Here is an 18,117-nt window from a genome sequence, read left to right on the forward strand (position 1 = left end):
CTGAGGCTGCGGCAGGCGCGTCGAGGCTCAGAGCAGGCCGCGCTTGGCCAGGTTGCGCATCAGATGCGAGGTGCCGAAGCGCCAGGGCGCGCATTCGTCGCTGCGGCGCATGCGGTTGACCAGCGCGCCGAGCTCCGGGGCGGCGATGGTGACCACGTCGCCGTATTTGTGGGTGAAGCCGCCACCCTTGGTGTCGCGGTCCTTGATCGGCGCGAACATGGTGCCGAGGAACAGCACCGCCCCGTCAGGATACTGGTGATTCGGGCCGATCATCTGCGCGGCGAGATCGGCCGGGTCGCGGCTGATCTTGGCGATCGAGGACGCGCCCTCCAGCTGGAACCCGTCCTCGCCCTCGACCGTCAGCGTCACCGTGGTGCGCCGGACATGGTCGAGCGTGAAGCCTGCGTCGAAGAAGCGGATGAAGGGGCCGATCGCCGAGGCGGCGTTGTTGTCCTTGGCCTTGCCGAGCAGCAGGGCCGAGCGGCCCTCGACGTCGCGCAGGTTGACGTCGTTGCCCAGCGTGGCGCCGACGATGCGGGTGTCGGAGGCGACGACCAGCACGATCTCCGGCTCGGGATTGTTCCAGGTCGAGACCGGGTGCAGCCCCGCATCGGCGCCGGTGCCGACCGAGGACATCGGCTGGGCCTTGGTGAAGATCTCGGCATCGGGGCCGATGCCGACCTCGAGATACTGGCTCCAGGCGCCCTGCGCCATCAGCACCTCCTTGAGCCGCATCGCCTCGGCCGAGCCGGGCTTCAGCTTGGAGAGGTCGTCGCCGATCAGCTTGCCGATCTCGGTGCGGATCTCGGCGGCGGCGGCCGGGTTGCCGCGGGCCTTCTCCTCGATCACGCGCTCGAGCATCGAGACGGCGAAGGTCACGCCCGCCGCCTTGACCGCCTGCAGGTCGATCGGCGCGAGCAGCCAGGGCTTGCCGGCGTCGCGGGCGTCGGCGACCGAATTGGCCAGCAGCTCGGCCAGGCTGCCGACGCGCTCGCCTGTCGCCGCGCGCAGCGCGGCTGCCGGATCGGCAGTCTCGCACAGGTCGCGCATGGTCGGGTAGGAGCGGCTGACGTCGATCACGTCGTCGCCGCGCAGCACGACGACCGAGGGGCCGTCGAGATCCGGGCGCCAGATCCGGCCGGCGAGCGCGGCGTCGGCGGCGTCGGCGGGGAGCGAGCTGGCGGGGGTCAGGGCAATCGTCGGCATCGGTTCATCCATGGCTGTCGCACGAGACGCGCGACCACACCCGCTTCCGCTCGGTTAGGCAAGAGGCCATGGCGGCATGCCCGCCCCTCGTCGGAGCAAACCGTCATCCTTTTGTCGTTGAAGCGTCACCCGATCTTCATGCTAGCTTGCGCACCAACGACAAGCGCCGCCCGGGGAAGGGCGGACCCCAAGAGGGAGCAAGCCATGACCACGAAATTCACGATTCTGGCGACGGTCGCGACCTTCGCGCTGAGCGCGGCCTCGCCCGCGCTGGCGCAGACCGAGATCCAGTGGTGGCACGCCATGACGGGCGCCAACAACGACGTCATCGTCAAGCTGGCCGAGGAATTTAACGCCGCCCAGAAGGACTACAAGATCGTCGTCGCCTATAAGGGCTCCTATCCCGACACGCTGAACGCTGGCATCGCCGCCTTCCGCGCCGGCAACGCCCCGCACATCATCCAGGTCTTCGAGGTCGGCACCGCGACGATGATGTCGGCCAAGGGCGCCATCAAGCCGGTCCAGGAGATGATGAAGGACGCCGGGGAGAACTTCGACCCGAAGACCTATCTCCCGGCCATCACCGGCTACTACTCGACGACGAAGGGCGAGATGCTGTCCTTCCCCTTCAACTCGTCCTCGATGGTGATGTGGTACAACAAGGACGCCTTCAAGAAGGCCGGCCTGGACCCCGAGACCCCGCCGAAGACCTGGCCCGAGACCTTCGAAGCCGCCCGCAAGCTCAAGGCCGCCGGCTACGACAAATGCGGCTTCTCGACCGCCTGGACCACCTGGGCCAACATCGAGCAGCTCGGCGCCTGGCACAATGTGCCGGTCGGCACCAAGGCCAACGGCTTCGACGGCTTCGACACCGAGTTCCGCATCAACAGCGACCTCTTCGTCAAGCACCTGACCAACCTGGCCGAGCTGCAGAAGGAGGGCGTGTTCTCCTATTCCGGCCGCACCAACACCGGCGAGGGCCGCTTCACCTCCGGCGAATGCCCGATCTTCCTGACCTCGTCGGGCTTCTTCGGCAACGTCAACGCCAACGCCAAGTTCGCCTGGTCGAACGCGCCGATGCCCTATTATCCGGACGTGAAGGGCGCGCCCCAGAACTCGATCATCGGCGGCGCCTCGCTGTGGGTGATGGGCGGCAAGAAGGCCGAGGAATACAAGGGTGTCGCCAAGTTCTTCACCTTCCTCTCCGACGTCGACCGCCAGGTGAAGCTGCACACCCAGTCGGGCTACCTGCCGATCACCAAGGCGGCCTATGAGAAGGTCAAGGCCTCCGGCTTCTACAAGGAGAAGCCCTATCTCGAGATCCCGCTGCTCGAGCTGAACAACAAGGAGCCGACCGAGAACTCCCGCGGCGTCCGCTTCGGCGGGCTCGTCCAGATCCGCGACATCTGGGCCGAGGAGATCGAGGCCGCCCTCAACGGCCAGAAGACCCCGAAGGCGGCGCTCGACGCCGCCAACGAGCGCGGCAACCAGGCGCTGCGCCAGTTCGAGCGCACCGCCTCGCGCTGATCCAGCCTGCAAGGCCGGGGCCCTCGCCCCGGCCTTCGTCCTTCCGCTGCAGGTGCCGATGCAGAAATACGCTCATTTCAAGGGGCTGACCGTGCCGCTGCTGCTGCTTCTGCCGCAGCTCGTGATCACGATCGTCTTCTTCTACTGGCCGGCGAGCCAGGCCGTCTGGCAGAGCTTCCTGATGGAGGACGCCTTCGGCATCTCGACCGAGTTCGTCTGGTTCGAGAACTACCGGCACCTGTTCTCGCGGCCGGACTATTACCGCGCTCTCGGCAACACGCTGATCTTCTCCTTCTTCGTGGCGCTTTTCTCGCTGTCGCTTGCCCTGCTCTTCGCGGTGATGGCCGACCGGCACATCCGCGGCGCCGAGATCTACAAGACGCTGCTGATCTGGCCCTATGCGGTGGCGCCCGCCATCGCCGGCGTGCTCTGGATCTTCATGTTCGATCCCTCGCTCGGCATGCTGGCGCGCGGGCTGCAGAATCTGGGCGTCGCCTGGAATCCGCGACTCGACGGCCGGGACGCCATGACGCTGGTCGTGCTCGCCGCGACCTGGAAGCAGATCTCCTACAATTTCCTGTTCTTCCTGGCGGGGCTGCAGTCGATTCCGAAGAGCGTGATCGAGGCGGCGGTCATCGACGGCGCCCGGCCGATGCGCCGCTTTTGGACCATCGTCTTCCCGCTGCTCTCGCCGACCACCTTCTTCCTGCTGGTGATCAACCTCGTCTACGTCTTCTTCGACACCTTCGGCATCATCGACACCATGACCGGCGGCGGCCCGTCGGGCGCCACCGAGACCCTGGTCTACAAGGTCTATTCCGACGGCAAGGGCGGCACGGATCTCGGCGGCTCGGCGGCGCAGTCGGTGATCCTGCTGGTGATGGTCGTGGCGATGACGGCGGTGCAGTTCCGCTTCATCGAGCGCAAGGTGACCTATTGATGGCGGCCCCGCGCACGCGCCCGTCATGGCCCGGTCGCGGCGGGGATGCCCGCGGCCCGCGCGGAAGGATGGTGTGATGGCATCGGTTCTCTGGCAGGAGCTCACCGCCGAGGAATTGCGCGCCTTGGCGGCGCGCGACGCGGTGGTGGTGCTGCCCGTCGCCTCGATGGAGCAGCACGGCCCGCATCTGGCGGTCGGCGTCGACACCGTGCTCTGCGGCGCGGTCTGCCGGCTGGCGGCCGAGCGCGCCGGGACCGAGGTCGTGGTCGCGCCGACGCTCTGGTGCGGCATGGCCGAGCACCACATGGCCTTCGGCGGCACCTTCACCTTCGACATCCCGACCTATCGCGCCGTGCTGCTGGCGCTGCTGAAGAGCCTCGAGCGCCACGGCTTCCACCGCGTCGTCATCGTCAACGGCCATGGCGGCAACATCGCCGCGCTCGGCGCCTTCCTGCCGGATTTTGCCCGCGAGACCGGGCTCGCGATCCGCGCCACCACCTATTTCGTGCTGGCGCAGGAGGCGATGGCGCCTTTCATGGACGACCAGGTCAGCGTGCTGCACGCCTGCGAGGTCGAGACCGCGATGATGATGGCCGTCGCCCCCGATCTGGTGCGCCCGGAGCGCCTCCCGGAGGCCTTCGGCATGCTGGGCGCCGATCTCGCCGCGCTGACGCGGCCGGCGGTCGGGCGCTACCGGCCCTTCCGCGAGATGACCGAGGCCGGCGTGATCGGCGATGCGCGCCGCGCCACGCCCGAGAAGGGCAGGGCCTTCCTCGACGCCGCCGCGTCGAGCCTGGCGGCCCTGCTGGATGCGCGCGAGGAACAGGGCTGATGGTCGAGGACCGCCGCCTCGGCGACGCGATCGCCTATGTCGTGTTGACGCTCGGCGTGCTGGTCGTCGCCTTTCCGGTCTGGCTGACCTTCGTCGCCTCGACCTGGGACAACGCCACCATCATCAACGGCCAGCTGCCGCTCTGGCCCGGCCCGCATTTCCTCGAGAACTACCACCGCATCCTGTTCGTCGGCACCACCGGCTCGACGCGCGAGCCGGTGCTCGGGATGATGTTCAACTCCTTCGTGATGGCGATGACCATCGCGCTGGGCAAGATCTTCATCTCGGTGCTCTCGGCCTACGCCATCGTCTATTACCGCTTCCCGCTGCGGATGACGGCGTTCTGGATCATCTTCGTCACGCTGATGCTGCCGGTCGAGGTCCGCATCTTCCCGACCTTCAAGGTCGTCTCCGATCTCGGCATGCTGGACAGCTACCAGGGCCTGGCCGTGCCGCTGATCGCCTCGGCGACCGGCACGCTGCTCTTCCGCCAGTTCTTCATGACCATTCCCGACGAACTGCTCGAGGCCTCGAAGATCGACGGCGCCGGCCCGTTCCGCTTCTTCAAGGACACGGTGCTGCCGCTCTCGCTGACGACCATCGCGGCGCTGTTCGTCATCCAGTTCATCTATGGCTGGAACCAGTATCTCTGGCCGCTGCTGATCACGACCAAGGACTCGATGCAGACCATCGTGATCGGCATCCGCAAGATGATCGTCACCTCCGACGCCCTGACCGAATGGTCGCTCGCCATGGCCACCGCCATGCTCGCCATGCTGCCCCCGGTCATCGTCGTCATCGCCATGCAGAGGCTTTTCGTGAAGGGCCTCGTCGAAACCGAGAAGTAAGCCGCCATGGCCCAGGTCACGCTCACCAATGTCAGGAAGGTCTATGCCGGCGGCGTCGAGGCCGTGAAGGGCGTGACCTTCGACATTCCCGACGGCGGCTTCTGCGTGCTGGTCGGCCCGTCCGGCTGCGGCAAGTCCACGCTGCTGCGCATGGTCGCCGGGCTGGAGACGATCTCGGGCGGCCAGGTCGCGATCGGCGACCGCGTCGTCAACCAGATCGAGCCGGCCGATCGCGACATCGCCATGGTCTTCCAGAACTACGCGCTCTATCCGCATATGAGCGTCTACGACAACATGGCCTACGGGCTGCGCAATCGCGGCACGCCGAAGGACGAGATCGACCGGCGCGTGCAGGAGGCGGCGCGCATCCTCGCCATCGAGCCCTTCCTGCAGCGGCGCCCGCGCCAGCTCTCCGGCGGCCAGCGCCAGCGCGTCGCCATGGGCCGCGCCATCGTGCGCAAGCCGCAGGTCTTCCTGTTCGACGAGCCGCTCTCCAATCTCGACGCCAAGCTGCGCGTGCAGATGCGCGTCGAGATCAAGAAGCTGCAGCGCACGCTCGGCGTCACGTCGATCTACGTCACGCACGACCAGGTCGAGGCGATGACGCTCTCCGACAAGCTCGTGGTGATGAATGGCGGTCAGGTCGAGCAGATCGGCGTGCCGGCCGACGTCTACCGCAAGCCGGCGAGCCGCTTCGTCGCGACCTTCATCGGCTCGCCGCCGATGAACCTCCTGCCCGGCCTCGTCGACGGGCCCGGCATCGTGGCGCTCGGCGATGCCATCCTGCAGGCGCGCGACCTGCGCGAGGACCTTCCGGCCGGCACCGCGGTCGAGATCGGCCTGCGGCCGGAGGATGTCGAGCTGGTCTCCGAGGGCGAGGCCGGCTCGCTGCCCTTCGACATCGAGTTCGTCGAGGAGCTCGGCGCGACGCAGCTCTTCCACGGCCGGCTTGCCGGCAAGCCCTTCGTCATGCAGGCGGCGACGGGCGAGGTCGGCGTGCAGGGCGGGCGCGTCTGGGTCACGGTCGATGCCGAGCGCGTCCATGTCTTCGACGCGGAATCGGGACTGCGGCTCGGCCGGGACTGAGCCTACCAGCCGGCGGCCCGGCGCAGCAGGTCGAGCCCGACCACGGTCAGGATCGTGCGGATCGCGATCTGGAACCAGCGCTCGGGCATCCGCTCCAGCAGCCGCGTGCCGAGCAGCGTCCCGGCGAAGCCGGCGGCGATCATCGCCGCCACCAGCGGCAGCCAGTCGGCGAAAGCGAGGCCGAGCGCCCCGAAGGCGCCGACCTTCAAAAGATGCTGGATGCTCTGGCAGGCGGCATGGGTGGCGACGAGACCGCGCTTGTCGAGCCCGAGCGGCAGCAGCAGCGCCTGCACGAAGGGCCCCGTCGCCCCGACGAACATGGTGACGAAGCTGGCGAGCGCCCCGCCGATCACCAGCCCGGCGGCGCCGAGGCCCGGCAGGCGCGGCTTCGGCACCCAGGTCATCGCCAGGATGAAGCCGCCGAGCAGGAGCAGCAGCAGGCGCTCGGGCAGGGCGGTGACGAACCAGGCGCCGAGGGCCACGCCGACCACCGAGCCCAGGGTGAAGCGCAGGATCACCGGCAGCGCGACATGGGCGCGCTGGACGACCGTGCGGCCGATATTCGAGCCGAACTGCACCAGCCCGTGCACGGCGATGACCAGGGCCGGCGGCACCGTGCCGGCCAGCGCGCCGAGCATCGCCACCCCGCCGCCGATGCCGAAGGCGGCGGTGAAGGCCGAGGTCAGGAAGCTGAAGGCGACGAGCAGGAGCGCGATCGCGGGCGACAGGCCGGCGGGCAGCAGGGTCTCGGGCATGGCGGCGTCCGGATGGGGCGCTCTTTCTGGCATCGGCCGCCTCGCGCGGCAATCCGTGCGGCGGCGGAAAACCATGACGGGCGATCCGGCTTTACAGCCGCAACGTTTCGCCGTTCACTTCATGGCAACGGCCATGATCTCGTCGCGTCCGGCATGATTTCGGCCGGTGCGGCGAAGAGGAGAGCCGGTCAGGGTTGCGTCATTCGGGAGTAGCGTCATGCGTCGATTCTTCGGCCTCCTCGCCTTCGTCCTCGTATCGCTGGCGGGCCTGGCGCCGGCGCGCGCCGGTCTCGACATCCGCGTCGATCTCGCCGCCCAGCGCATGAGCGTCACCACCGGCGACGGCGAGCGCCATGTCTGGACGATCTCGTCCGGCCGCAAGGGCTTCCGCTCGCCCAACGGCGTCTACCGCCCGACGCGGCTCGAGAAGAACTGGTACTCGCGCAAATATGGCGGGGCGATGCCGCATGCGGTGTTCTTCCGCGGCGGCTACGCCATCCACGGCACCACCGCGGTCGGCGCGCTCGGGCGCCCAGCCTCGCATGGCTGCATCCGCCTGCACCCGGCCAACGCCGCCAAGCTCTTCGCGCTGGTCAGGAAGCATGGCGCCGGCGCCACCCGCATCGCGCTCGGCGGCACGGCGCCGGACGGTCTCTCCCGCTTCGCCAAGGCGGCGCCGGCGAAGAAGCACGGCGTGGTCACGGCGCGTGCGGGCGCCAAGACGACGCTCGCCAAGTCCCGCTCCGGCCAGAAGGCGCATCTCGCCCGCGGCGGCGCGCAGGGCAAGCCGCAGCTCGCCAAGGCGCGGGCCCGCGGTGGCCAGCCGGCCGCGCTCGCCGCCGGCATGCGCACCGCCCCCGGCTGGGGCGAGGCGCGCGGCCGGATCCTGCTGCGCCCGGCCATCCCGGCGGAGGCCTATGGCTTCCAGCCCTATGCCGGCCCCAGCTGGCGCTGAGGCGGTTCAGAGCGCCGCCGCCGCGATCCGCATCCAGCTGGAGAGCGTCTCGCCCGGAGCGAGACGCGCCAGCGGCGAGACCGCCCGCACCGCGGCTTCGCTCGGGGCGCCCGCGGCGTGGCTTTGCGGCTCGACGCAGAGGAACGCCGCGCCGGCCGGCTGCCAGACCAGCGGGCAGGCGAGGCTGTCGCTGGCGGCGATCGCGATCGCAAGCCCGCGCGACGGCGTCTCGATCCGCGCGCGGCCGTCCCAGCCGAGGAAGCTCCAGGCCGTCTCCCGCCCGGTGGCGAAGACCGGCGCGCCGGCATAGGGGCCGCCATCGGTGAAGCGCTCGGCCCCCCTGGCGCGGAAGGCCTCGCCGAAGACCAGCGCGCCCTCGACCCGCATCGCCAGCGTCGTATCGTCGGCGCAGGGGAACCAGGGATGCAGCCCCATGCCATAGGGCAGGGTCTCGCCGGCCTCGTTGGTGAGGTCGAGGCCGATGGTCAGCCCGTCGGCGCCGAGCGCGATCTCCTGCCGGGCGCGATAGCGATACGGGTCCGGCCCGTCGACGCGCCGGTGCAGCAGCACGACGCGGTCCGGCGCCTGCTCCGTGACCTCCCAGGCCGCCTGCCAGCCGAAGCCGTGGATCGTGCCGGACGGATCGTTGGCCGGCACGGTGAAACGGGTGGTGCCGTCGTCGACCAGGCTGCCGAAGGCGCGGTTTGCGAAGGGCAGCATCGCCCAACAGCCGAATTTGTTGGTGGCCTGCGTCCAGGGCACGACGCCCTCTGGCGCGTGCAGCACGGGCAGCGTCCGTCCGTCCGGTGCCTGCCAGTCGAGCGCGGCGATCGTGCCGCCGGCTTCCGCCGCGATCCGGCAGGTATAGGGCCCGTGGGCGAGGGTGAGCATGGCGCGGATCCCGGTTCTGGCGGCGACGGACGGCGCAGAGCCATGCCCGGCTTCGCCGCCGTGGGCAAGATCGCCGTGCGCCCCGCACGCCTCGGCGCTTGACCGGCGCCCGTCCACCCGGAAACTGTCGGCCGGCCGCGCCTGCTCGTGGCTCTCATCTCGCCTCGATCCGCCGGAGCCCGCCATGTCCCGACCCCTGATCGCGCTCGACTGGGGCACCACCCGTGCCCGCGCCGTCCTGATCGCGGCAGACGGCACGGTGCAGGCGAGGCGCAGCGCCGATCGCGGCATCCAGTCGGTGCCGGCCGGCGGCTTCCCGGCCGCCTTCGCCGAGATCGCCGGCGAATTGCGCCGCATGGCGCCGGAGGCGCCGGTCTTGCTCGCCGGCATGGTCGGCAGCCGCAATGGCTGGGTCGAGGCGCCCTATGTCGCCTGCCCGGCCTCGCCGGAGGCGATCGCCGCCGCCGGCATCGCCGTGACGCTGGAGGACGGCGCGCGCGCGACGATCCTGCCCGGCCTGTCCTGCGACGACGGCGCCTTCGACGTGATGCGCGGCGAGGAGACGCTGCTGGTCGGCCTCGGGCTCGCGGACGGCATCGTCTGCCTGCCGGGCACCCATTCGAAATGGGCGCGGGTCGAGCGCGGCGTCATCACCGGCTTCGCCAGCTTCATGACCGGCGAGGTCTACGGGCTGCTCGCTGGCCAGTCGATCCTGGCCCGGCTCGCCACCGAACCGAGCCCGGCGGAGGCCGAAGCCGGGGCGCGGCTCGGCATCGCCGCCGCCGCTCGTCCCGGCGGCCTGCTCAACGCCGCCTTCGCCGCCCGCAGCGAGGTGCTGGCCGGGCGCATGAGCGGCGGCATGGTCGGCCCCTTCCTCTCGGCGCTGCTGGTTGCGCAGGAGATCGCCGGGGCGCGGGCGCTGTTCGGATCGCTCGACGGGCTGGCGCTAGTGGCGGACGGCGCATTGGCGCGGAGCTATGGCGCCGCGCTCGCCGCCGCCGGGCTCGCGCCTTCCGTCACCGACCCGCAGGACGCCTTCGTCGCGGGGGCGCTCCGGCTCGCCGGTGCGCTGCGCGGCTAGCGCATCGGGCCGAAAAGCGGCGTCCGCTCTCCGGACTGATCCGACGCGATGCCAAGGTCATAGATCACCGTTCCCGCATTTGTTCGGACGCGCCGCGATTTAGGCGAGCGCCCGCCGCATCGCCGCGAGGAAGGCGGCCGGATCGGCGGCGCGCATCGCTTCGCCCATGACCGCCACCGCACTCGCGCCGGCGGCGAGGCAGGCGCCGGCCGTCTCCGGCGTCACGCCGCCCAGCGCCACCGAGGGCGTCGCCGCCGCCAGCGCGCCCGTGCCGAGCGCCGGCCCGTAACCCGGCTTGCTGGCGGAGGCGAAGATCGGACTCAGCGTCGCATAATCGGCGCCGGCCGCCAGCGCTCGGCGTGCCTCGGTGCCGCCATGGCAGGAAACGCCGATCAGCGCCGTCGGCCCGAGCCGCCGGCGGGCCGCCGCGATGTCGGCGCCGGCCGGCAGCTGCACCCCGTCCGCCTCGACCGCCTCCGCCAGCGCGAGATCCGCGCCGATGGTCAGCGTCGCGCGATGATGCGCGGTCGCCTCGCGAAGCTGGCGGGCCAGTGCCAGCCGCTCCGCGCCCGGCAGGTCCTTGTCGCGCAGCCAGATCCAGTGGGCGCCCGCCGTGAGCAGTGCCTCGACCTGCGCGAGCAGGGGGCCGGCGCATTGATGGCGGTCAGTGACGATCAGCAGCCGGTCGGGTAGCCGGCTCACGATCCGACCAGGCCGAGCTGCGGGCTCGACGGTTCGGCCCGGCCGCGGCGCGGGATGCGCCCGGCGCGATGGGCATGGTGCCCGGCCTCGACGGCATGGCGCATGGCGCGCGCCATCCGCACCGGATCGGCCGCCTTGGCGATCGCGGTGTTGAGCAGCACCGCCGCGGCGCCGCACTCCATCGCGATCACCGCGTCGGAGGCGGTGCCGATGCCGGCATCGACGATCACCGGCACCGGCGAACGCGCGCAGATCAGCTCGAGCTGCGCCGGATTGGCGACGCCCATGCCGGAGCCGATCAGCGAGCCCATCGGCATCACGGCCGCGGCCCCGAGATCGGCGAGGCGGGCGCAGACCACGGGGTCGTCGCTGCAATAGGGCAGCACGGTGAAGCCGGCGTCGACCAGCGTCGCGGTTGCCGCCAGTAGCTCGCCGACATCGGGATAGAGCGCCTCGCGGTCGCCGATGATCTCGAGCTTGACCCAGTCGGTGCCGAGCGCCTCGCGGGCGAGCTCGGCGGTCAGCACCGCGTCGCGCGCGGTCTCGCAGCCGGCTGTGTTGGGCAGGAGCCGGTAGCCCGAGAGCAGCTGCGCCGTGTCGGAGCCGTGTCCGGCCAGCGAGATCCGCCGCAGCGAGACCGTGACGATCTCGGCGCCGCTGGCCGCGACCGCCTCCGTCATGATCGCCTGCGTCGGATAGCCGGCGGTGCCGATCAGCAGGCGCGAGGACAGGGTCGTCCCGGCAATGGTGAAGCCGTCATCGTTGCTGCTCATCTCATCCTCCCGCGAAGGCGCGCACGATCTCGACGCGGTCGCCGGCGGCCAGCGGCGTCTGCGCCCATTGCGCCCGGCGCACCACGGCGCCGTTGAGGGCGATGGCGAAGCCGCGTGGCTCGGCGATCTCGCGCGCGGCGGCGTGCTCGCGCCAGAGCGCCATCAGGTCGGGCGCGCTGCTGTCATGGGCGACCCCGTTCAGGGTCAGGCTGATCGCGGACCCGGTCATGCCGCATGCTCCTGCTTGCGGAAGCGGCCGGTGGCGAAGGGGGCCGCCGGCTCGCCGATGGTGCCGTTGAGGACGAGCGCGGCCATCGCCATGGCGGTGGCGGGCGCCAGCAGATAGCCGTTGCGGTGGTGGCCGGTGGCGACCAGCAGCCCACGCGTCTCGGTGGTGCCGAGGATCGGCGCGTCGTCCACGCTGGTCGGCCGGAAGCCGGACCAGACCGCCTCGACCGAAAGCTCCTCCGCGCCGGGCAGGACGCGCCTGACCCCGTCGAGCAGGGCGAACAGGCCGCCGGCGGTGACGGCATCGTCGAAGCCGCGCTCCTCCATGGTGGCGCCGACGACCAGCGTGCCGTCCCCCTTGGGTGCGAGATGCACCTCGTCGGTCCAGACCATGCGGCCGAGCAGCGGCCGTCCCGGCTCCATCGCCAGCGCCAGCGACTGGCCGCGCAGCGGGCGCAGCGGCAGCGTCTCCTCCGGCAGCCGGGTCCAGGCGCCGCCGGCGGCGATCACCGTCCCGGCCCGCAGCAGCCCCTGCGGGGTCTCGACGCCCTCGACCGCTTCGCCCGCGATGGCCGGCTCCGCCGCGCAGAAGGGCAGGATATGCCCGCCGCGCCGGCGCACGGCCTCGACCAGCGCCGCGACCACGCGCGGCGGGTCGACCTGGTGGTCGTCCGGGCAGAAGACGCCGGCGGTGATGGCGGGCCGCAGCGCCGGCTCGAGCGCGCGGCACTCGGCGCCGGCGAGCCAGCGCGTCGGCAGCCCGGCGGCGAGCTGCAGGCGGTGGCGGAAGCGCAGTCGCTCGACCTCGTCGCGCGACTGGGCGACGATCAGCACGCCGTCGCTGCGATAATCGACCGAGAGGCCGCTTTCGGCCTCCAGCCGCGCGGCGAAGCCGGGCCAGAGCCGCTGGCTGTCGCGGGCGAAGTCGAGATGCTGCTCGGCGCCCGGCTCGAACTCGGCCGCGGCGGCCAGCATGCCGGTGGCGGCGAGGCTGGCGCCGCCGCCGATCGCGCCGCGATCGAGGATCGCCACGCTGAGGCCGGCCGCCAGCAGCCGCCAGCCGATCGACAGGCCGATCACGCCGCCGCCGATGATGGCGACGTCGACATGGGCCGGCAGAGCGGGAGCGTCGCCGCCCGGATCGGGAGGCGCGGGCACGCGCCGCAGCACGGTGGACGGGGGGCCTCTCATCGCCATCTCCTCTGGTCGGGAGAGGCGGGGATCGTCGCGGGGCACGAGCGGCCGGGCCGAGATCTCCATCCCTCCGCCGGTGCGAGCCGGATCAGGTTCGAAGGATTTCCGCGCGCTTCTCCGGAGATGTCCGGTCAGCCAGCGGTGTCTCAGCCCCTTGCCGGGGATCTCCCTGGATGGCGGCACTCTGGCGAGCGCCTGCCCCCAGGTCAAGGGCGCGAATTGTCCCGTCGCGTGCCGGCCGCAGGCTCCCTCGCCGCGGAAGCCCGGGGTGCCCTGGACCACTCCGGCCGCCGTCTTGCGCGGCGAGGTTCCGCGGCCTGCCGCCGATGCGCGGGCGCGCGCTGTGCTTTCCGGCGAAGACGTCCGTGCCGCCGCCGCACCCCGGCTCGGTGCGGAGGAGCACGCGTCGCTCCTCGCCCGGGGATCAGTGCTTGTGGCCGGCGTCGCCGCCGCCATGGCCGGCATGGCCGCCCTCGCGGGCGCCGACCGACTGCACGGCGAAGTCGACATCGACGGTGCCGGCCTTCTCGAAGCGCAGCTGGCCCTTGACCTTCTCGCCTTCCTTGAGCTGGCGCTTCAGGTCGAGGAACATGATGTGCAGGCCGCCGGGCTTGAGCTCGACCGTCTCGCCGGCCTTGACCGGCAGGCCGTCATTGAGCGGGCGCATGGTCATCACCCCGTCCTTTACCGCCATTTCGTGGACCTCGACGCGGCCGGCGATCTCGGAGGTCGCGCCGACCAGCCGGTCGGCGTCCGCGCCGGTGTTGCGCACGCTGAGATAGCCGCCGGCGACCTTGGCGCCGGCCGGCGTGGCGCGCGTCCAGGGATGGCCGATCTTGAGCGGGCCGACGGTGTAGTCATGGGCGAGGGCGGCGCCGCCGGCGAGCGTCAGCGCGAGCGCGGCGAGGAGCGAGATCGGCTTGGTCATGATGTCTGTTCCTTGGGTGGATGGCCTGCCGCTGGCAGGGGGTGGCGAAGGGATGAGCGCCATGTCGGCGCGGGGTGAGGGCGGGGCCCGGCCTCCCGCTCGTCGGGCCTCGCGCGGGCCTGGGGCGATGCGGCGTGCCGATGCGTCGGGCGGGCGAACCGGCGCCATGCGACCGGTTGGCGGGGAGAGCACGGGATTGCGGGCGTCAGGTCGCGCGGCCGCGTCTGCGACGGCGGAGGCGCGGCACGAGCGGCGGTCGCGGCCGCCTCAGGGCGGCGGACGGCGGCTCAGCCGGCGAACGGTGGTGCGCGGGGGCTGCCGGGCGAGCGGATCGCCAGATAGCCGACCGGGCGGTCGAGCCGGCGGCTGAAGGCGACATGGTCGGCGGGACGATGCGCCAGCGGGCTGAAGCCGGCGGGCGCCGGGCCGGTGCCGCCCAGCATCGGGCAGCCGGCGGTGCAGCAGCTCTTGTCGGCATGGGCGAGGCCCTTGCCGGTGTCGCCGGGCAGGCCGTTCAGGTCGCCGCCGGGCAGGCACAGGCTCATCGCCAGCGCCTGGTCGAGACGGGCCGCGTCGGCGCGGGCGCCGCCGGCGAGGCCGCCGAGCAGGGCCTGAAGCACGAGCACATAGGCCGCGAGGATCGCGACCCACATCCTGCCTCGTGTCTTCGTGCTGAGCGACACCCGTCCTGCTCCCTGTCGCCCCTATGATTAGTCCCTCGCCGCACCGGCGGGAAGCGGCAAAGCGCGTCGCGGCGCGCGATGGCTTGCCGCAGCCCCCATGCGCGCTCCCCGGCGCCGGCAAGCGCTCAATAGGTGATGGTCGCGACCACCGTGTCGGAATAGGCGCCGGGCGAGGGCGTCGCCTGGGCCGGGACGCGGCCGTAGACGCTGAGCGCCTGCGCCAGCCCCGTGCCGGTGCCGGCGACGGTATCGACGCCCTGGGTGCTGCCGAAGGCCTGCCCGCGGGCCGGATCGCGATAGAGGCCGTAGATGACGGACTCGCCTCCTTTCACCATGCGCCGCAGCGTCGGGTCGCTGGCGCCCGAGAGCCCGCCGTTCAGGCCGATATGGTAGCTCGTGCCGTTGGTGCAGGTCGGCGCCAGGGTCGAGCTGGCGTCCCGCGCGCTCGAGAGCACGCCGGTCGAGCCGAAATCCAGCGTCGAGGCGGTGACCCGGCAGGTCGGCGGCACAGTGGCGGCGACCGAGAACGAGATGGTCTGCGTCGCGGTGAGCAGGTCGCAGCCGAGCAGGAAGGAAAGCGCTCCGTAGCGGATGCGCGCGTCGATGCCGCTGAGCACGCTGTTATAGGCGAGCGGCGCCGCGGTCGGCTGTCCGGCATGGACGCGCCCGACCAGGGTTTCGGTGCGGGTGACGCTGCCGCCGATCGGCGGGTTGAGGTTGAAGCCGACGGGGGCGGCGCCTCCGCCCGGCCAGGCCGAGGAGCCCCAGGGCGTGACGCCGCCGGCGGTGTAGAGCCCGTAGCGCAGGATGTTGCTGCCATTGACCATGTAGCGGTCGGTGGCGCTGGCCGCACCGGCGGAGCCAGGCCCGAAATCGATGCAGACGCCGACCGTGACGGGCAGGGTGAGCAGGCCGGTGCAGGTCACCGAGACGGTCGCCGTCGCTTCCGTCACGACATTGGCGGTGACGTCGACCGGGCCGAAGACCAGCGGCGTCACATTGAAGGTGCAGCTCTGCGCCTGCGCCCGCCCGCCTGTCGCGAGGCCGGCGAGCAGCGCCAGGCCGAGCAGGAGCAGCAGGCGGGCGGGGTTCAGCGGCATGGCACCGGTCCGACCGTGACCTGCTCGCCCGCGCGTGGCGCGAAGGCGAAGCTGGCGCGGCATTCGCCCTCGCCGAGCTGGACGACGACCTCGTTCTGCGCGGCGAGATGCTCGATGAAGGCGCGCCCGTCATAGCCGACCGCGAAGTCCGCGGCCTGGGCCGCGGCGCCGCGCAGCCCGGCCTGCAGCGTGCCGCGCGAACCGGCGGGCAGAGGCTTCCCGTCGGCGCCGTGCAGCAGCACGATCGCGGCATGCGTCACCGAGCGCACCGCGAAATCGACCACCACCCCGCCGCGATCGCCGGGCGCCACCACCTCGCGCGTCGTCTCGGCGATGGCGGTCACCGGCAGGCCGCGCGAATCGATCGCCAGCCGGTTCGCCTGGTAGGCGCGCAGGCCCGGCACCAGCGCCTTGCCCGAGGCGCCGGTGCGCGCCACGACGCGGTTCTCCAGCAGCACATCGACATCGGGGGCGCCGACATCGGCGATGGCGAAGGCGTCGTCGATGCGGTTGGCGGCGAAGACGCCGCCGCCGGCCATGACCAGCGCGCCGTCGAGCTGGCCCGTCGCCGCGACGCGGCCGTCGCGCTGCTGGCTGAGCGTCCCCTCGACCTGGCCATGGCTGCCGCGATAGGCCAGCGCGGCGCTGCGGCGCTGCTCGCGGCCCTCGACGTCGCGCACCCGCCAGCCGATGCTGCCCGGCTCGCGCTCGATCGGCTTGACGATGTCCGCGGCGATCGACCAGGCCCCGCCGGAGCGGCTGGCGCCGGTGGAGGCGGTGATGTTGCCGCCGAAGGGGAAGGACAGCCCGGCGAAGACGCCGGCATTGTCGCGCTGGTCAATGTCGCCGAAGGCGGTGACGTAGAAGGAGCCGCCGCGCGGCAACGGCCTCGTATAGCTTGCATTGACGACGCGGCTGCTCTGGCCGCCGACGCTGCGGATCCGGGCATAGCCGAGATTGAGCGCGCCGCCGAGCGCCGGCACCGGAAAGCCGAGCGAGGCGCGGTCGAGCGCGCGCGGCGGCAGCAGCAGCCGGGTCCAGCCCAGCGGGTCGCCCGCCAGCGCGCCGAGGCCGAGCCCGGCGCCGACCGAGCCGGGTGCCAGCGCCAGCGGCGCGGCGGTGACGGAGGCGAGGTCGCGATAGTCGCCGAAGCTGCGCTGGCTCGAGAGAAAGAGCGAGATGCCCTGCCAGCGCGTCTCGAAGGCGGCATAGGCCTGCGCGCCCGAGGCGCCGTCATGCCAGCTGCCGCTGCCGGCGGCGCTGACCAGCCCGAACGAGCCGAGCCCGACCGCGGCGCCCAGCCCGCCATTGCCGAAGCCGCGCGTGCCCTCGCCATGCGCCATCAGCGTCACGCTTTCGCTGAGCCCGTAGCGCAGGCTGCCCGAGCCCGCCGGCGTCTCGGCGTAGAGGCTGGAGCGCAGCCCGTAGGCCAGGCGCGGCATGCCGGCCTCGGCCGAGAAGTCGAGCAGCCCCGGCCGCAGCAGCTTGCCGGAGACCACGAAGGGCAGGGTGGTCTCGGTCTGGCGGCCCGAGGCGTCGCGCAGCACGATGCTGGCATTGCCGTTGCCGGAGAGGATCGGCAGGTTGTCGATGCGGAACGGGCCGGTGCCGACCTCCTGCGAGGCGGTGCGCACCCCGTTGACGAAGACGTCGACGGTGGAGGGCACGGCGGCGCTGCCGGCGAAGGAGGGCAAGGGCAGGGTGATCAGGTCGGGCCGCAGGCCGAAATTGCGCTGGACCTGCACGCCGCCGAGCCGGATCGGCCGGGTCCAGGCCAGGCCGGAGGAGATGGTGTCGCCGGCGCGGTAGCTGATCATCGAGGCCGGGTCGGAATAGCTCCAGCTGGTATCGAGCCGCAGCAGCTCGCCGCGATCGCCGTCGCCGGCGCGGCTGCCGGCGATGCCGGTCTGCGACAATACGCCGAAGCGCCCGAAGACGCGCCCGTCCAGCGTGGCGGAGAGCGCCGGATAGCGCCAGAAATCGCGCGGCTGCGTGCCTTCCGAGCTGCCGAACAGCGTGTAGTTCAGCACGGCGCCGGTGGTGGTCGCGGCGGGCGGCGCGCCGTCGGCGGTCTTCGGCGCGGCGTCGTAGACCTTGGGCAGGCGCTGCGCCTCCGGCAGGGTGATGTCGAGGCGTTGCGCCGGCTCGTCATAGGCATAGGTCAGCCCGGGGATCGCCGCGAGCGGCACCGGCTGGCGCGGGCCGTAGCCGGCGGGCGTGCGGATGCCGAGCTCGGCCAGCTCGGCGCCGGTTGCCGACAGCGCGCCCGCCGCGTCCCGCTGGAAGGCGCCGATCAGGCCGAGCGCCAGCCCGCCGATGCGGACGTCGAGCTGCAGGGGACGCGCCGGCAGCGCGGGCCGCAAGCCCGGCTCCTGCGCGCCTGCCCTG

At 71.9% G+C, this 18,117-nt stretch carries 18 protein-coding genes; 7 read left to right on the plus strand and 11 right to left on the minus strand.

The window, feature by feature from the left end; all coding sequences use genetic code 11:
* Positions 1-27 precede the first annotated feature (27 nt).
* Positions 28-1,206, minus strand: coding sequence for a fumarylacetoacetate hydrolase family protein (locus ABE438_RS18670; RefSeq protein WP_346504176.1), 1,179 nt, complete (start codon positions 1,204-1,206; stop codon positions 28-30).
* A 204-nt stretch (positions 1,207-1,410) separates the two neighbouring features.
* On the opposite strand from ABE438_RS18670, the gene ugpB reads away from it, so the two are divergent.
* The 5 genes from ugpB (at position 1,411) to ABE438_RS18695 (ending at position 6,439) form a co-directional block, all read left to right on the plus strand.
* Positions 1,411-2,733, plus strand: a complete 1,323-nt coding sequence (ugpB, locus tag ABE438_RS18675; protein WP_346504177.1) for a sn-glycerol-3-phosphate ABC transporter substrate-binding protein UgpB — start codon at positions 1,411-1,413, stop codon at positions 2,731-2,733.
* Positions 2,734-2,791: 58 nt separating this feature from the next.
* The gene (gene ugpA, locus ABE438_RS18680; protein WP_346504178.1) at positions 2,792-3,673 is read left to right on the plus strand and encodes a sn-glycerol-3-phosphate ABC transporter permease UgpA; all 882 of its coding nucleotides are present in this window, start codon (positions 2,792-2,794) and stop codon (positions 3,671-3,673) included.
* A gap of 76 nt (positions 3,674-3,749) precedes the next feature.
* The gene (locus ABE438_RS18685; RefSeq protein ID WP_346504179.1) at positions 3,750-4,505 is read left to right on the plus strand and encodes a creatininase family protein; all 756 of its coding nucleotides are present in this window, start codon (positions 3,750-3,752) and stop codon (positions 4,503-4,505) included.
* Positions 4,505-5,353, plus strand: a complete 849-nt coding sequence (ugpE, locus tag ABE438_RS18690) for a sn-glycerol-3-phosphate ABC transporter permease UgpE (RefSeq protein WP_346504180.1) — start codon at positions 4,505-4,507, stop codon at positions 5,351-5,353. The genes ABE438_RS18685 and ugpE overlap by 1 nt, the downstream gene beginning before the upstream one ends.
* Before the next feature lie 6 nt (positions 5,354-5,359).
* Positions 5,360-6,439 (plus strand): sn-glycerol-3-phosphate import ATP-binding protein UgpC, encoded by a 1,080-nt coding sequence (locus ABE438_RS18695; protein ID WP_346504181.1) that lies wholly within the window; start codon positions 5,360-5,362, stop codon positions 6,437-6,439.
* 2 nt (positions 6,440-6,441) lie between these two features.
* Here ABE438_RS18695 and ABE438_RS18700 read toward each other — a convergent pair whose 3' ends face one another.
* Positions 6,442-7,194 carry a sulfite exporter TauE/SafE family protein gene (locus tag ABE438_RS18700; RefSeq protein ID WP_346504182.1) on the minus strand — a complete coding sequence of 251 codons (753 nt, stop codon included), beginning with the start codon at positions 7,192-7,194 and terminating at the stop codon, positions 6,442-6,444.
* A gap of 217 nt (positions 7,195-7,411) precedes the next feature.
* Here ABE438_RS18700 and ABE438_RS18705 point away from each other — a divergent pair, with 217 nt between their 5' ends.
* Positions 7,412-8,149 carry a L,D-transpeptidase gene (locus ABE438_RS18705; RefSeq protein ID WP_346504183.1) on the plus strand — a complete coding sequence of 246 codons (738 nt, stop codon included), beginning with the start codon at positions 7,412-7,414 and terminating at the stop codon, positions 8,147-8,149.
* Between the two features lie 6 nt (positions 8,150-8,155).
* On the opposite strand, the gene ABE438_RS18710 is transcribed toward ABE438_RS18705, so the two are convergent.
* The gene (locus ABE438_RS18710) at positions 8,156-9,040 is read right to left on the minus strand and encodes an aldose epimerase family protein (protein ID WP_346504184.1); all 885 of its coding nucleotides are present in this window, start codon (positions 9,038-9,040) and stop codon (positions 8,156-8,158) included.
* Between the two features lie 184 nt (positions 9,041-9,224).
* On the opposite strand from ABE438_RS18710, the gene ABE438_RS18715 reads away from it, so the two are divergent.
* Positions 9,225-10,121 carry a 2-dehydro-3-deoxygalactonokinase gene (locus tag ABE438_RS18715; RefSeq protein WP_346504185.1) on the plus strand — a complete coding sequence of 299 codons (897 nt, stop codon included), beginning with the start codon at positions 9,225-9,227 and terminating at the stop codon, positions 10,119-10,121.
* A gap of 99 nt (positions 10,122-10,220) precedes the next feature.
* Here ABE438_RS18715 and ABE438_RS18720 read toward each other — a convergent pair whose 3' ends face one another.
* The 8 genes from ABE438_RS18720 to ABE438_RS18755 form a co-directional block, all read right to left on the minus strand.
* Complete coding sequence (locus ABE438_RS18720) at positions 10,221-10,823, minus strand: thiamine phosphate synthase (protein WP_346504186.1); 603 nt, start codon at positions 10,821-10,823, stop codon at positions 10,221-10,223.
* On the minus strand, positions 10,820-11,596 hold the full coding sequence (gene thiG, locus ABE438_RS18725) for a thiazole synthase (RefSeq protein ID WP_346504187.1): 777 nt from the start codon (positions 11,594-11,596) through the stop codon (positions 10,820-10,822). Before thiG ends, ABE438_RS18720 begins: the two co-directional genes overlap by 4 nt.
* A 1-nt stretch (position 11,597) precedes the next feature.
* Positions 11,598-11,825, minus strand: coding sequence for a sulfur carrier protein ThiS (gene thiS, locus ABE438_RS18730; protein ID WP_465248639.1), 228 nt, complete (start codon positions 11,823-11,825; stop codon positions 11,598-11,600).
* Positions 11,822-13,015 (minus strand): glycine oxidase ThiO, encoded by a 1,194-nt coding sequence (thiO, locus tag ABE438_RS18735; RefSeq protein ID WP_346504188.1) that lies wholly within the window; start codon positions 13,013-13,015, stop codon positions 11,822-11,824. The genes thiS and thiO overlap by 4 nt, the downstream gene beginning before the upstream one ends.
* A gap of 427 nt (positions 13,016-13,442) precedes the next feature.
* A complete protein-coding gene (locus tag ABE438_RS18740) occupies positions 13,443-13,946 on the minus strand; it encodes a copper chaperone PCu(A)C (RefSeq protein WP_346504189.1) in 504 nt (167 codons plus the stop codon).
* 287 nt (positions 13,947-14,233) lie between these two features.
* Positions 14,234-14,599, minus strand: coding sequence for a hypothetical protein (locus ABE438_RS18745; RefSeq protein ID WP_346504190.1), 366 nt, complete (start codon positions 14,597-14,599; stop codon positions 14,234-14,236).
* A gap of 155 nt (positions 14,600-14,754) precedes the next feature.
* A complete protein-coding gene (locus tag ABE438_RS18750; RefSeq protein WP_346504191.1) occupies positions 14,755-15,729 on the minus strand; it encodes a Csu type fimbrial protein in 975 nt (324 codons plus the stop codon).
* The gene (locus ABE438_RS18755; protein WP_346504192.1) at positions 15,720-18,092 is read right to left on the minus strand and encodes a fimbria/pilus outer membrane usher protein; all 2,373 of its coding nucleotides are present in this window, start codon (positions 18,090-18,092) and stop codon (positions 15,720-15,722) included. Before ABE438_RS18755 ends, ABE438_RS18750 begins: the two co-directional genes overlap by 10 nt.
* Positions 18,093-18,117 lie beyond the last annotated feature (25 nt).

This window comes from Allobosea sp. TWI1241 (assembly GCF_039673065.1).
In the GTDB taxonomy this organism is placed as follows: Bacteria; Pseudomonadota; Alphaproteobacteria; order Rhizobiales; family Beijerinckiaceae; genus Allobosea.

Coding starts and splice junctions, on each gene's coding strand:
- ABE438_RS18705 (WP_346504183.1), top strand. CDS start 7,412: ATGCGTCGATTCTTCGGCCTCCTCGCCTTCGTCCTCGTATCGCTGGCG.
- ABE438_RS18700 (WP_346504182.1), bottom strand. CDS start 7,194: ATGCCCGAGACCCTGCTGCCCGCCGGCCTGTCGCCCGCGATCGCGCTC.
- ABE438_RS18715 (WP_346504185.1), top strand. CDS start 9,225: ATGTCCCGACCCCTGATCGCGCTCGACTGGGGCACCACCCGTGCCCGC.
- thiG (WP_346504187.1), bottom strand. CDS start 11,596: ATGAGCAGCAACGATGACGGCTTCACCATTGCCGGGACGACCCTGTCC.
- ugpB (WP_346504177.1), top strand. CDS start 1,411: ATGACCACGAAATTCACGATTCTGGCGACGGTCGCGACCTTCGCGCTG.
- thiS (WP_465248639.1), bottom strand. CDS start 11,825: ATGACCGGGTCCGCGATCAGCCTGACCCTGAACGGGGTCGCCCATGAC.
- ABE438_RS18695 (WP_346504181.1), top strand. CDS start 5,360: ATGGCCCAGGTCACGCTCACCAATGTCAGGAAGGTCTATGCCGGCGGC.
- ABE438_RS18745 (WP_346504190.1), bottom strand. CDS start 14,599: ATGTGGGTCGCGATCCTCGCGGCCTATGTGCTCGTGCTTCAGGCCCTG.
- ugpA (WP_346504178.1), top strand. CDS start 2,792: ATGCAGAAATACGCTCATTTCAAGGGGCTGACCGTGCCGCTGCTGCTG.
- thiO (WP_346504188.1), bottom strand. CDS start 13,015: ATGAGAGGCCCCCCGTCCACCGTGCTGCGGCGCGTGCCCGCGCCTCCC.
- ABE438_RS18710 (WP_346504184.1), bottom strand. CDS start 9,040: ATGCTCACCCTCGCCCACGGGCCCTATACCTGCCGGATCGCGGCGGAA.
- ugpE (WP_346504180.1), top strand. CDS start 4,505: ATGGTCGAGGACCGCCGCCTCGGCGACGCGATCGCCTATGTCGTGTTG.
- ABE438_RS18685 (WP_346504179.1), top strand. CDS start 3,750: ATGGCATCGGTTCTCTGGCAGGAGCTCACCGCCGAGGAATTGCGCGCC.
- ABE438_RS18750 (WP_346504191.1), bottom strand. CDS start 15,729: ATGCCGCTGAACCCCGCCCGCCTGCTGCTCCTGCTCGGCCTGGCGCTG.
- ABE438_RS18740 (WP_346504189.1), bottom strand. CDS start 13,946: ATGACCAAGCCGATCTCGCTCCTCGCCGCGCTCGCGCTGACGCTCGCC.
- ABE438_RS18670 (WP_346504176.1), bottom strand. CDS start 1,206: ATGCCGACGATTGCCCTGACCCCCGCCAGCTCGCTCCCCGCCGACGCC.